General features: G+C 57.9%; 15 protein-coding genes and 1 pseudogene. 8 read left to right on the forward strand and 8 right to left on the reverse strand.

Going from position 1 to position 12623, the window contains the following annotated elements; all coding sequences use genetic code 11:
* Positions 1 to 2 precede the first annotated feature (2 nt).
* Both ACT3IC_RS19660 and gap read right to left on the reverse strand, forming a co-directional pair.
* On the reverse strand, positions 3 to 929 hold the full coding sequence (locus ACT3IC_RS19660; protein ID WP_473478739.1) for an alpha/beta hydrolase: 927 nt from the start codon (positions 927 to 929) through the stop codon (positions 3 to 5).
* A gap of 103 nt (positions 930 to 1032) precedes the next feature.
* Positions 1033 to 2034: a type I glyceraldehyde-3-phosphate dehydrogenase gene (gene gap, locus ACT3IC_RS19665; protein ID WP_103179775.1), complete on the reverse strand. Its 1002-nt coding sequence runs from the start codon at positions 2032 to 2034 to the stop codon at positions 1033 to 1035.
* A gap of 184 nt (positions 2035 to 2218) precedes the next feature.
* Here gap and cybB point away from each other — a divergent pair, with 184 nt between their 5' ends.
* Together cybB and ACT3IC_RS19675 are read left to right on the forward strand one after the other, a co-directional pair.
* The gene (gene cybB, locus ACT3IC_RS19670; RefSeq protein ID WP_103179774.1) at positions 2219 to 2746 is read left to right on the forward strand and encodes a cytochrome b561; all 528 of its coding nucleotides are present in this window, start codon (positions 2219 to 2221) and stop codon (positions 2744 to 2746) included.
* Between the two features lie 9 nt (positions 2747 to 2755).
* Entirely contained in the window at positions 2756 to 4024 is a 1269-nt protein-coding gene (locus ACT3IC_RS19675; RefSeq protein ID WP_233210451.1) for an MFS transporter, read from the forward strand.
* A 77-nt stretch (positions 4025 to 4101) separates the two neighbouring features.
* Here ACT3IC_RS19675 and ACT3IC_RS19680 read toward each other — a convergent pair whose 3' ends face one another.
* Both ACT3IC_RS19680 and ACT3IC_RS19685 read right to left on the reverse strand, forming a co-directional pair.
* The gene (locus ACT3IC_RS19680; protein WP_103179773.1) at positions 4102 to 4320 is read right to left on the reverse strand and encodes a hypothetical protein; all 219 of its coding nucleotides are present in this window, start codon (positions 4318 to 4320) and stop codon (positions 4102 to 4104) included.
* Between the two features lie 121 nt (positions 4321 to 4441).
* Positions 4442 to 4624: a con-10 family general stress protein gene (locus ACT3IC_RS19685; RefSeq protein ID WP_103179772.1), complete on the reverse strand. Its 183-nt coding sequence runs from the start codon at positions 4622 to 4624 to the stop codon at positions 4442 to 4444.
* A gap of 319 nt (positions 4625 to 4943) precedes the next feature.
* Between ACT3IC_RS19685 and ACT3IC_RS19690 the strand changes: the two are divergent.
* From ACT3IC_RS19690 to ACT3IC_RS19700, 3 genes and pseudogenes are all read left to right on the forward strand, one after another.
* Positions 4944 to 5172: pseudogene (locus tag ACT3IC_RS19690) on the forward strand (hypothetical protein); the annotation flags it as partial.
* An 18-nt stretch (positions 5173 to 5190) separates the two neighbouring features.
* The gene (locus ACT3IC_RS19695) at positions 5191 to 6075 is read left to right on the forward strand and encodes a dihydrodipicolinate synthase family protein (protein ID WP_159339383.1); all 885 of its coding nucleotides are present in this window, start codon (positions 5191 to 5193) and stop codon (positions 6073 to 6075) included.
* A 280-nt stretch (positions 6076 to 6355) separates the two neighbouring features.
* The gene (locus ACT3IC_RS19700) at positions 6356 to 6775 is read left to right on the forward strand and encodes a translesion error-prone DNA polymerase V autoproteolytic subunit (RefSeq protein ID WP_103179769.1); all 420 of its coding nucleotides are present in this window, start codon (positions 6356 to 6358) and stop codon (positions 6773 to 6775) included.
* 17 nt (positions 6776 to 6792) lie between these two features.
* Here the strand turns inward: ACT3IC_RS19700 and ACT3IC_RS19705 are convergent, their stop codons facing one another.
* Positions 6793 to 7710 (reverse strand): LysR family transcriptional regulator, encoded by a 918-nt coding sequence (locus ACT3IC_RS19705; RefSeq protein ID WP_159339382.1) that lies wholly within the window; start codon positions 7708 to 7710, stop codon positions 6793 to 6795.
* 117 nt (positions 7711 to 7827) lie between these two features.
* On the opposite strand from ACT3IC_RS19705, the gene ACT3IC_RS19710 reads away from it, so the two are divergent.
* On the forward strand, positions 7828 to 8319 hold the full coding sequence (locus tag ACT3IC_RS19710) for a GNAT family N-acetyltransferase (RefSeq protein WP_103179767.1): 492 nt from the start codon (positions 7828 to 7830) through the stop codon (positions 8317 to 8319).
* A gap of 79 nt (positions 8320 to 8398) precedes the next feature.
* Here ACT3IC_RS19710 and bdcA read toward each other — a convergent pair whose 3' ends face one another.
* Positions 8399 to 9112 carry an SDR family oxidoreductase gene (gene bdcA, locus ACT3IC_RS19715; RefSeq protein WP_159339381.1) on the reverse strand — a complete coding sequence of 238 codons (714 nt, stop codon included), beginning with the start codon at positions 9110 to 9112 and terminating at the stop codon, positions 8399 to 8401.
* Between the two features lie 76 nt (positions 9113 to 9188).
* Here bdcA and ACT3IC_RS19720 point away from each other — a divergent pair, with 76 nt between their 5' ends.
* On the forward strand, positions 9189 to 9779 hold the full coding sequence (locus tag ACT3IC_RS19720) for a TetR/AcrR family transcriptional regulator (RefSeq protein WP_159339649.1): 591 nt from the start codon (positions 9189 to 9191) through the stop codon (positions 9777 to 9779).
* Between the two features lie 29 nt (positions 9780 to 9808).
* Here ACT3IC_RS19720 and ACT3IC_RS19725 read toward each other — a convergent pair whose 3' ends face one another.
* Positions 9809 to 10564 carry an SDR family NAD(P)-dependent oxidoreductase gene (locus tag ACT3IC_RS19725; RefSeq protein WP_103179765.1) on the reverse strand — a complete coding sequence of 252 codons (756 nt, stop codon included), beginning with the start codon at positions 10562 to 10564 and terminating at the stop codon, positions 9809 to 9811.
* A gap of 157 nt (positions 10565 to 10721) precedes the next feature.
* Here ACT3IC_RS19725 and ACT3IC_RS19730 point away from each other — a divergent pair, with 157 nt between their 5' ends.
* A complete protein-coding gene (locus tag ACT3IC_RS19730) occupies positions 10722 to 11600 on the forward strand; it encodes an AraC family transcriptional regulator (RefSeq protein ID WP_220436198.1) in 879 nt (292 codons plus the stop codon).
* A gap of 16 nt (positions 11601 to 11616) precedes the next feature.
* On the opposite strand, the gene ACT3IC_RS19735 is transcribed toward ACT3IC_RS19730, so the two are convergent.
* Entirely contained in the window at positions 11617 to 12546 is a 930-nt protein-coding gene (locus ACT3IC_RS19735) for an aromatic alcohol reductase (RefSeq protein WP_159339380.1), read from the reverse strand.
* Between the last annotated feature and the right edge of the window lie 77 nt (positions 12547 to 12623).

A 12623-nucleotide genomic window follows, 5' to 3' on the forward strand; every position in this document is an offset into this window, starting at 1 on the left:
GCTTACACCTTCTTCGCGATCCAGTTCATCATCAGCTCCGGCCAGAGGGCCACCGGCAGCCCCTGGGCATCGCGGATGCCGAAGCCATGTCTCCCGCGCTCAAACAGATGCATCTCAACCGGCACCCCAACGCGGCGCAGGGCGGTGAACATCGCCAGGCTGTTCTCGACCTTCACCGCCGGATCGTCGGCGGCATGCAGCAGGAAGGTCGGCGGGGCATCGCGGGTGACGCGCGCTTCCAGCGAATAGCGGCGGATCAGCTCTTCGCCAGGGTTGTCACCCATCAGCTCCAGGCGCGAGCCCGGGTGGTAGTGTTCGCCCTGCATGGTGATCACCGGATAGACCAGCGCCATAAAAGCCGGACGGGCGGATAGCGCGTCGGCGGCGTCGAGCGGGGCGTATACCGTTTCGTCATGGCGGGTGCCGAGGCTCGCCGCCACGTGTCCGCCCGCCGAGAAGCCCAGTACCCCAATCCGCGCCGGATCCAGCTGCCACTCCCCGGCACTGGCGCGGATCACCCGCATGGCGCGCTGGATGTCGGCCAGCGGCGCGTCGGCCCCCTCTTCATGACCATCCCCCGGCATGCGGTAGGTCATCACAAACAGGGTGTAGCCGCGGGCGTTAAAGAAGGAGGCCAGCGCGCTGCCCTCTTTATCCAGCACCACGCGGCGGTATGACCCGCCCGGCGTCACCAGGATGCCCACCCCGTTAGGTTTGCTCGGGGCATAGACGGTTATCTCCGGGGCGCGGATGCCGGTGACGGCGCGATCAAAGTGGGAGGTACCGGTGTGGTGGGGTTCCGGGGTAAAGACGGTGTCGCTGGTCTGTGCGCCCGGGGCTTCATTATCGGGCCAGATGGTCAACGTGGCCGAACGGCTAACAGCGTGGGCCATATTCTGTTCGAGTGTTTCACGGCTGAGTGCTTCCATGTTAACGCTCCCTCTCTGGAAAGCGTTTGTTATAGCAGGGTTAACGGAATGAAAACCTGAACAGTTTCACAGGTTGCGGACAGCCTGGCTGTCCGCAGGGTGATTACAGCGCCGCGAACTTATCCAGGGTCCGCACCAGCTGGGTGACAAAACCATATTCGTTGTCGTACCAGGCGACGGTTTTCACCAGCTGGACATCGCCCGCCTCGGTGACCTCGGTCTGGGTGGCATCGAATATCGACCCAAAGTGGCTGCCGATCACATCGGACGAGACAATCTCTTCGTCGGTATAACCGAAGGATTCGTTGCCCTCAGTGGCCTTTTTCAGCGCCTGATGGATCTCATCCACGCTCACTTTTTTATCCAGAATAGAGACCAGCTCGGTGACGGAGCCGGTTTTAACCGGCACGCGCTGGGCGTGGCCTTTCAGCTTGCCGCTCAGGGCGGGGATCACCAGCCCAATGGCCTTCGCCGCGCCGGTGGTGTGCGGAATGATGTTTTCCGCCGCGGCGCGGGAGGCGCGAAGATCCTTGCCGCGCGGCCCATCCACCAGCGCCTGGGTGCCGGTATAGGCGTGGATGGTGGTCATGGTGCCCGCCTTGATGCCAAAGGCGTCGTGCAGCACTTTCGCCAGCGGGGCCAGGCAGTTGGTGGTGCAGGAGGCGACAGAGATAATGGTGTCACTGGCCTCGATGGTGTCGTCGTTAACGTTAAAGACGATGGTTTTCATCTCGCCGGCCGGGGCGGAGATCAGCACTTTTTTGGCGCCCGCGTCCAGATGGGCCTGGGATTTCTCCTGCGAGGTGTAGAACCCGGTGCACTCCACTACCAGATCCACGCCCGCAGATCGCCACGGGATGTTTTTCGCCTCTTTCTCGGCGTAAACCGAAATGGATTTCCCGTCGACGATCAGCGCGTCTTCAGTGAAGTCGACGCTCCAGGGGAAGGGGCCATAGTTAGAGTCATGTTTTAACAGGTAGGCCAGCACTTTTGGCGACGTCAAATCGTTAATCGCCACCACGCTATTACTGTCCTGCGTTTCCAGCAACCGACGGAGAACCAGTCGGCCAATACGACCAAAACCGTTAATGCCAATCTTACTCATGATCTTCTCCTGTGTGATGTACGGGACGTTGAACTCATCCAGGATTAGACCATGAAGCCCAGCGAGGCAATTGAAGATGGCTCATCTGCACGGAAGTTTTTGAAAAGTCCGGGAGAATAAATAATGAATTTTTAACTGAAGCTGGGTTATTTTACGTTTTTTAGCCTTCTGTTCAGGAAAGACTATGCGCAATAAATACACCGGCCTGCAAATCACGATCCACTGGCTGGTTTTTCTGCTGGTGATCGTGGCCTACTGTGCCATGGAGTTTCGCGGCTGGTTCCCCCGCAGCGACCGCCCACTGATCAATATGGTCCACGTTTCATGCGGCATCTCTGTACTGGTGCTGATGGTCGCGCGTCTGCTGGTGCGTCTTAAGTATCCCGCGCCGCCGATTGTGCCTAAGCCAAAACCGATGTATATCGGCTTATCGCATCTGGGGCACCTCGCCATCTATCTGCTGTTTATTGCGCTGCCGCTGATTGGGCTGGTGATGATGTATAACCGGGGCAATACCTGGTTTGCGTTCGGGCTGGGGATGCCGCACGCCGCCGAGTCCAATTTTGATCTCGTGGACACGCTGAAAGCGTGGCACGTCACCCTGGCGAAGCTGGGCTATTTCGTTATCGGGATCCACGCCTTTGCCGCGCTGCTTCACCACTACTACTGGAAAGACAATACCCTCCTGCGCATGATGCCGAAAAAACGCTAAGGGGATCCTGTGTCCCGTAAGCTGCGCAAAGTGCTGTTTGCCACCGGTGTCGGCCATTTTGTTGAATGGTTCGATTTTGGGCTTTACGGCACGCTGGCCGCGTTTATTGGCCTGCACTTTTTCCAGGCTGACGATCCGGCGTTGGCGCTGCTGTCGTCGTTCGCGGTCTTTGGCGCCGGGTTTGTGATGCGTCCGCTGGGCGGGCTGTGGTTTGGCTCCCTCGGGGACCGCATCGGACGCCGGAGGGTGCTGGCGTCGGTGATCATGCTGACCTCGGGCGCCACCTTTCTGATCGGACTGCTGCCCACTTATTCGCAGGTGGGGCTTCTCGCCACGGTGCTGCTGGTGCTGGTGCGTCTGGTTCAGGGATTTGCCGCCGGGGGCGAAAGCGCAGGAGCCACCACCTTTCTGGCGGAATATGCTCCCGCCCGCCGCCGGGGCTACTTTACCAGCTGGATCGATAACTTCGGCTTTCTGGCCTTTGTTGCCGCCTCTGGCCTGGTGGTGCTGCTCACCACGGTGCTGGGAGAGGCGGCGATGAATGCGTGGGGCTGGCGCATTCCCTTCCTGCTCGCCGGGCCGCTGGGCTGGATTGGCCTCTACCTGCGCACCCATCTTGAAGACTCTCCCGAATTCCTGGCGCTGAAGCAAAGCCATAAAACCGAGGCCGCCCCGCTGCAGGTGGCGGTCACCACCGAGCGGCGCGCGCTGGGCTTCTGCATCGGTTTTGTGGTCATCAAGGCGGTGGGGCACTGGATGCTACAGGCCTTTATTCCCGGCTACCTGACGACGGCGCTGCGCTTTCCGACGCAGCAGGCATACCTTATTACCACGCTCGGGCTGTTAGCTGTGGCGGTGATGGTGCCCTTTATGGGGTATCTGTCGGACAGGTTTGGCCGCAGGCCGCTGATGCTGGCGGGCTGCATGGGGTTTATCCTCCTGAGCTGGCCTGCCATGGGATTGATGGCGCAGGGCGATGTCGTCTCCGCGCTACTGGCGATGCTGTTGCTGGGGATCTGCATTGCCGCCTTTGACGGGGCCTGCTGCGCGGCTATCGCGGAGCTGTTTCCTACCCGGATTCGCTTTGGCGGTATCGCTATCGCCTATAACGTGGCGGTGGCGTTCTTTGGCGGTATCACGCCGTGGTTCTCGGCCTGGCTGGTTCTGAAGAGTGGCAATCCGCTCGCCCCCGCGCTGTTTGTCATGATGGCCGCCCTGATCACCTTCCTGACGGTGTTACGGGCGAAAGAGAGCGCCGGATTGCCGTTGCGTCGCTAGGGGCGGCATAAAAAAGCCCGGCGGGGAAGGCCGGGCAAAAAAATAAACACAACAAATTTGCATCACTTAACAGCTGATTACTTCAGATCGCGGTGCGCCATGGCGTTGACCAGGTACGACTGACGCTGACTGAGCCTCACTTCACGGTCAGCGTCATCACGCTTGATGATATTGAGCGCCGGGCCGCCGCTATCCGGCGAACGCGTACACTCTGCATCCTCCGGAATTATCCAGCCAACATCATCACGGGTGCGATGATTATTGCGTGCGTTACGAACTCTTCGTCTCAAATGCATACTCTAACCTCCGTATAATATATCGGGCTGCGTTTGCATGGTGTGGCAAAATTGCCGCTCGGTACGTCCATGAATATATTGTCTGACATATCGCCGTTAGCGGAAGATATATCGCAGCGGATTACGCTGCGGGTTTGCGTCCGCCACCGCGACTATTTTGTCCGCCTTTTTTTCCCGCTTCGGATGCCCGCTGCGGGTCGTTCTTAAAGTTACCGCCGCTACTCTGTCCGCCTTTACGGCCCGCCTGGGATGCACGCTCCCGGTCTTCTGCGAAATTGCCGGAACCGCCTCGATGATTAGCCATAACTTGTCTCCAGTTTTTCGTTGAGAATACTTTTAAGGAAAATTAACTTCCTCAAATGCGTGCACAAATAAATCTAGACAGAACGGAACAAACGTCAATAAGCCTCCCGATGCGTTTTTTCCTTGCTCATGGCTAACAAATTTTATTTTTTCACCGGCTCCAGGGAATATATCCTCGCTAATAAATAAGTTAGCATTTCTTATATATCTGACGAATAATTTCCGGGTGGTAAAGGGTGTTTGCAGATTCATAAAATAATTCCCTTTCTGAGGGAATTTAAGATAAGTCTTAGCGGCTCTGCTCAGGCTCAATGCCCGCGATGGCCCGTAAATCGGGTGGCTGGCAGGTGATCAGCCGGGCGCTGATTATCGCACTACCTTTCATGGTGGTTGCCGCTCTGCTGACAATGCCTGCATCATTGCATGGGACAGGCTTTTCGGGCTGGGGCTCCCGCCACGCTGCTGCATGAGAGGGTGAGCCCGTTAATGGTATTTATCATCTTTGACGTGATTCTTTATGTCGTGGAATCACGAAAATTTGGCCGCTAATTTTATAAGGGATTCAGGATGTTTACAGGTCTGAGCGCATTTCCTCTCACGCCGTTGGTAAAGGGGGAGATTGATGAAAACGCCTTTGTTGCGCTGATTGAGGCGCTGGCGGCAGCGGGGGTAAATTCCATCGGCGCGCTGGGCTCCACGGGGAGTTACGCCTACTTAACCCGGGAGCAGCGTTTCGCCGCCACAAGGCTGGCGGTGAGTGCCGCCGCGGGCGTGCCGGTGATGACCAGTATCGGCAGCGTCAACGCAGAAGAGATCGTGAGACTGGCAGAGGATGCGCAAAAGGCCGGGGTGAGCGGTCTGCTGCTGGCCCCGCTCTGTTACCAGAAACTGACGGCGGAGGAAGTGTTCCGTCTGTACGAGCGCCTCTGCGGTGAAATTTCCGTTCCGCTCTGTATCTACGACAACCCGGCGACCAGCGGCTTTGAATTTAATGATGAACTGCTGGAGGCGCTGTCGTTTTTACCCAACATGGGTTCCATCAAGCTCGGCGATCTGCCTGCCGATCCGGCTGACGCCTTAGCCCGTGTGGCGAAGCTGAAAAGCCAGGTGGCGGCGGGGGTGACGATTGGCATCAGCGGTGATGCGCAGTCGGCTGCCGGTCTGCTGGCAGGGTGCGACGTCTGGTACTCGGTGCTGGCCGGACTTTTCCCGGATTATTGCCTGCGGTTGACGCAGGCGGCGCTGCGGGGGGATGTGGAGGAGACCCGGCGGCTTAACGGCGCGCTGGAGCCGTTATGGAGATTCTTCCGTCGATACGGGAGTTTGCGGGTGATCGCGACGGTGGCGGAGCTGCGGGGAAGGGCTGCGGCGCCGTGTTTGCCTTTTCCGTTGCAGACGCTGGCGGGGGCGGAGCGGGATGCGTTGCAGGAGGTGGCAGAGCGGGTTTTGTAGGCCCGTGCAAGCGAAGCGCCGCCGGGCAATGCGCGGGCGGCCAGGCGATATCACCGAACTGATGGCAGAGAAGCGGGAGCGTGCCCGCACCCTCTGTATCCTTCATCAGCCTGTTTGAAGACCTCCAGGCCAGAAAACATTTACAAAACAAATATTTCTAATTGCAATAATCACTTGTAAGCGAAGCGGTTAAGAAATAAACCGCCGTTGTCGGCCTGCGACTTGATTGCGCTTCGCGCCACGACTACTGTATATAAAAACAGTATTCGAGGAACGAATCATGGAGTTTTACCAACTTTCAGCGCTGCGCGAGGTGATTGCGCTCCCCCTTTTCAGCGATGTGGTGCAGTGCGGTTTTCCCAGTCCGGCCCAGGACTATGTTGAACAGCGTATCGATTTAAACAAATTACTTATTCAGCATCCCAACTCGACCTACTTTGTGAAGGCGGCCGGGGATTCGATGATTGACGCCGGGATCGGCGACGGCGATCTGCTGATTGTCGACAGCGCCAGAACGGCGCAGCACGGGGATATTGTTATCGCCGCGGTGGAGGGGGAATTTACGGTAAAACGCCTGCAGCTCCGGCCCCGGGTACAGCTTAACCCGATGAACAGCGCTTATTCGCCCATCCTCGTGAGCAGCGAAGAGTCGCTCGATATCTTTGGCGTGGTGACCTATATCGTGAAGTCGGCGGATTAGGCTGCATACACCGGATCTTACCGATCGCATATCGCCAGAATTTGCTCCCTCATCCACACATGTCCGGGTGAGTTACCCAGCGTAGGGCTGTAATAGGCCTTCAGGATGTACTGCGGTGTCGGGAAAGGGGGAGCAAAAACCATCAGGTTTTTCATATCAAAGATCGACGCTATTCCTCTTTTGGGCAGCGTGATCGCCAGATCGGACTGGGAAACAATCAGAGGGGCGATCATCAGACTGGGAAGTTCCACGACGATCCGGCGACGTACCTGCTGGCTTTCCAGATAACGATCGATCATCCCGCGGCTTTCCAGCCACGGGCGCACCACCACATGCCCGGCACTCAGGTAACCTTCCTGCGTCAGCAAATCCTGGATATGCGGATGACCACGGCGCACGGCAACGACATAGTCATCGGTAAAACAGGTCATGGATTCGATGCCGCGTCGGGAGGGCTTTTGCTCCTCTTCGAACCCCAGGGCAAAATCGACCTTACCCGACAGCAGATCGTCATCGGCATTAAAATCCCGCGAATAGACAAGCTTAAGGGTGATGCCTGGCGCCAGCTGATTGACCCGTGCCACCAGCGCGGGCAGGATCACCGCGGCGGTGTAGTCCGTTACGGCAAAGGTGAATGTCTCCCGGCTTTTTTCCGCTTCGAAATCCCCAGACTCGAGCAGGCAGGAAGAGAGGCTGCCTAACGCCCCGGAAACCTTCGCCGCGATGCTTTCCGCTTTGGCCGTGGGCACCATCCGACCGCCGGTACGCACGAACAGCGGATCTGCAAGCGCGACCCGCAGGCGGTTCAGGGCATGGCTCAGCGCCGAAGGGCTAAGCGCTTGCTCATTGGCGGCAGCCGTGACGCTACCGTGCCGGTAGAGTGAATCGAAAACCAGCAGTAGATTCATATCGAGCTTACGTAGGGGTGAATACATATTTTCCCGGAATCCGGTTAAGTGCATATTATGCAGTTTATTATTGCATAACATGCAGCACAAACATGCCGGGAACAAGGTATTCTGTCGCCCACAACATGACGAAGAGGCAAAAATATGACTACCCCGGTATTCCGCCAGGCAACCGCAGCTGACATTGATCGTTGCCATGAGATTGAAAGGATGTCCTATGAAGGGGATGAAGCGGCAACGCGCGAAAAAATTGCAACCCGCATTAATCGCTACCCGGAAGGCTTTCTGTGCATAACGCTGGAGGGCGAAGTCATTGGATTCATTAATGCGGGCTGTGCATGGGACGTGGTGATGTCCGACGAAGCGTTTAAAGAACTGGTGGGCCACGATCCGGATGCCCCAAACGCAGTAATCATGTCCGTGGTGGTACATCCGGATTTTCAGGGACAAGGCTATTCGTCATTGCTGATGCGTGAATTCGTGTCACGCATGAAGGCAATGCATAAAAAGACCATTCACCTGATGTGTAAAGATCGCCATGTCGATCTGTACGCCCATTTTGGCTACCGCTATATCAGGCCGTCGGAGTCCGATCACGGCGGGATGGCATGGCATGAAATGATGATGATGCTTTGATTTATCCTGCGTATTACCGCCGGCAAACATTATTCCGAGCGCTTCGTCAAGCGCCTCGCTGACCCCTCCCTCTGAAAGATTATGCGCCAAAGGCGCCGTCGATGGTGTGCATGGCGCCTGTCACGAATGACGCCTCCGGGCTCGCCAGCCAGGCGACCATGCCCGCCACTTCCTCAGGACGCCCGTGTCGTTTAATTGCCATAAAGCTGTGCATCAGCTCCTTCATGGGGCCATTCTCTGGATTCGCATCGGTATCGATGGGGCCGGGCTGTACGACGTTAACCGTGATCCCGCGTGGGCCAAAGTCACGCGCCAGGCCGCGCGCCAGTCCTTGCAGTGCCGATTTACTGACCGCATAAGAGGCCATCCCCGGAATGGGCATGCGATCGCCATTCACGGAACCGATGACAATAATGCGTCCGCCGTCCGGCATTTGCCGGGCCGCCTCAACCGCGGCATGGTAAGGCGCGTGAATGTTGATCCGGAAGAGGCGATCGACGGCGTCGCTATCCTGCTCCAGCGCATCGTCAAAGAGCGCAATGCCTGAGTTGACGACCAGAACATCCAGCGGCCCGCTGTCACGCACGAGTTTAATTACCGCATCCCGGTCGGCGCTGTCGGTCTGTACCGCCACGCTTCCGGTTTCAGCGGCCAGCTGCGCGGCGGCGTCTGGCGATCCCGCATAGCTGAACACCACCGATGCGCCCTCGGAGGCAAAGCGCCTGACGATAGCCGCGCCAATGCCACGACTTCCGCCTAAAACCAGTACCGATCTCTTTTGCAGTGCAGCCATAAAACGTTCCTTATGATATTGTAGTGGTCATTACAATATGCGTCGGCTACATGTGCCGTCAAGGAGTAATGTAGTGATCACTACAAAAAAGAGCCGTACCCCAGGACGACCTCGCCGGTTCGATCCTGAGCAGGCCATTGAAACTGCCCAACACCTCTTTCACTCGCAGGGTTATGACGCGGTGAGTGTGGCCGATCTGACGAAGGCGTTCGGCATTAATCCCCCCAGCTTCTATGCCGCTTTTGGCAGCAAGTTGGGGCTTTACACCCGGGTGCTGGAGCGGTATAGCCATACTGGCGCGATCCCCTTTACTGAACTCCTGCGTCACGACCGCCCGGTGGTGCAGTGCCTGATGGATGTTCTGCACGACGCGGCAAAACGCTATGTGAACGATCCGGCGGCGGCCGGGTGCCTGGTGCTGGAAGGGATCCATTGCAACGATCGGCCTGCCCGCGAGGCGGCAAGCGAATTGCACGCTGCCGCAGAAGAGACTATCCGGGCCTATATTGCCCAATACTATCCGCACGAAGCCGTTCGGCTGACCGACTTTATCAGCACATTGATGGCGGGACTGTCGGCGAAAGCACGGGCAGGGGATAGTCTGGCGCGTCTGCAGGAGACCGTGCGCCTGGCGAGGCTGGCCCTGGCGCCGTTACTTCCGCGCTGAGGCCAGACCCGGTTCTTATGGCGTGGGGATCAGATGGTCTGTCCGCCCGACACCTCGATACGCTGGGCAGTCACCCACCGGTTGTCGTCACGCAGCAGGCTGGCGACCATCGGTCCGATATCATCGGGAACGCCGACACGCCCGAGCGCGGTCATGGCGGCAAACTGTGCGTTAACATCGGCGTTGTCGCGCACCAGGCCGCCGCCGAAATCGGTCTCAATGGCCCCTGGCGCGACGGTATTGACGGTGATACCGCGCCCGCCCAGCTCGCGGGCCATATACACGCCCAGCATCTCAACCGCCGCTTTTGCCGCGGCGTAGGCCGAGAATCCCGGGTAGGAAACCCGGGTCAAACCGGACGAAAAGTTAACGATCCGCCCGCCGTCGGCCAGCATCGGCAGCAGCGCCTGCACCAGGAAAAACACCCCTTTGACGTGAACGTCGAACAACCCGTCGAACTGCGCTTCGGTGGTATCGGCCAGGGTAGCAAACTCACCGTGACCGGCGTTGTTAATCAGATGATCGAAGGTGTCGCGCGCCCAGACTTCAGCAAGCTGCGTGCGCAATGTTTCAGCAAAGCGCGGGAAACTTGCCGTCTGCGCCATATCAAGCTGGAGGGCAATCGCTTTGCGTCCCAGCGCGCGGATCTCCGCGACAACCGCTTCAGCCTGCTCGGTGTTTCCTCTGTAAGCGACAATGACATCACCCCCCTGTTGTGCAATGGCGAGGGCGGTACGACGGCCGAGGCCACGGTTGGCGCCGGTGATAAGTGCGATTTTATTCATGACAGCTCCTGTCTGTTGAGTGGTATCACTACAGTAGGAGAAGCCCCTCTGTGGCCATTGCCCGATCCTTGTGAAGTTTTGCCCATTTCTCTTCCAGGGGGTGTTCTGTCGCCAGTTATCACATACTATCGTTAAAAAACTTGCCCGAAAGGATCCTATGCCTGCTGCACTGTTCGAGCTTTGCCGCCGCTATGCTGATACGCACGCTGACCGTAGCGGGGTTGCTGTTACGCCGGTTCCGGGGTTGACGATTGTCCGGGCTTTGCATCCCGGCGATTTGCAGGCGGCCATCAACAGACCGCTGATTGCGATGCTGTTGCAGGGACGCAAATGCGTCACAACCGGTACTGAACGTTTTGACTATGGCCCGGGCGAGGCGATGGTGATTGCTGCGGATGTGCCGACGATCAGCCAGATTACCCAGGCCAGCCTTCGCCATCCCTACTATTCCCTGGTGCTCGAGCTGGATACTGCCATCCTGCGTGAGCTTCAGGCGCTGGCACCCGCAGGGCAGGGTGACGGGCCTTACGTCGGCATTGAACCAATGAATGCCGGGGTGGCGGATGCCGCTTACCGGCTGGCAAGACTGTTTGACGACCCGCCTGCGCTGGCGGTCCTGGGTGAGGGATTACGCAGAGAGCTGCATTACTGGCTACTTCGCAGCGTACACGGGGCGGCTATCCGTGCCCTTGGCGCAGCAGAGAGCTATTCCGCACGCATCAGCCGCGCGGTCGCGGTTTTGCGTAAGGATTTTACCCGCACGATAAGCGTTGAAGAGCTTGCCGGCGTGGCGGGAATGAGCGTTTCCGTGTTCCATCAACATTTCCGGGCTATCACCACCACCTCGCCGTTACAGTTTCAGAAACAGCTGCGCCTGATCCACGCCCGTCGGCTGATGCTGACAGAAGGAACTGCCATTGCCCAGGCGGCCTACAGGGTAGGCTATGCCAGCGTGTCGCAGTTCACCCGGGAATATGCCCGGATGTATGGCGTGCCGCCGGGGCGTGACAGGCGGCTGGCTAAAGCCAGCGCCTGAGGCCGGAAGACAAACGTTAAATGGCCGTTTTGAGCCAGGAGGCAATATCCTGCGTGGGCAGATTGTTCCGCGCATTCCAGGTTTCACTCATCGGCCACCACACTCCCTCTCCCCGGGCAAAGGCGACGCGATAGCGCAGCATCGGATCATCCGGCTGTAAACGCAGTTCTTCCTGTAAGGCGGGCAGCGTGAATACGCTTTTCGCGAAGGTCTGTTTTGTCACGCGTTCAACCGTTTCCGCCAGTTTGCCATAGGAGGTCGTTTCCCCCGCGACAAAGACCACCTCGTTGACGATACGCGGCTGCTGCAAATAGATCGCCGTGGTCAGCCGGCCAATATCCGCGGGTGAGGTCACGGTGACCTGGGTGTCCCATCCTCCGAGAGCATGAAGGGTTCTGTTGGCTAAATTCACCACATCAAACGCCGGTTCGAAGAGAAAGCTGGTAAACATACCGGTTGACACAATCACCCACTCCGTCGCGCGCTGTTCCCGCAACAGGGTTCTGACCTCATACTGCTCGTCCCAGACGGGTTGGCCGCTTCCTTTGCCGACCACATCGTAATTAACGCCAAACTGCCAGGGGAAGTAGCGTCTCACGCCCGCTTCCAGCACCGCGCGGGTAATTTTTATCTGGGTGCCTGCACCGGCGATAAAACCCATGCAGTTGATCACCGTATCAAAGCCAGCAAAGTGGGGTTTTAACGATTCAATCGTACTGGCTGCAACGTCAACGGCCATAAATGTTGCGCCTGAATCAGCCAGTCGCTGATGATCATCGGCCAGCAGGTTGCCCTGTTGATCCAGTGACCCGGGCGAGACGATAACCGAGACGCTGCCGTTTCGCCGTGTGACTGCCGGGATCAGAAAATCCAGTACGGCGGTGCCCAGTTGTCCCGCTCCCAGCACCAATACTTTTTCGCCCTGATTAACATTGCGCTCTGTCATTTTTATTCCTCATCTTTGTCAGCAGCTTGTTTGCTGCTATTAAGGCCATTTTATGGCAGGGTGGTTTATGCGATAAG

It is taken from the genome of Leclercia sp. GHBNCSD, from assembly GCF_055805075.1.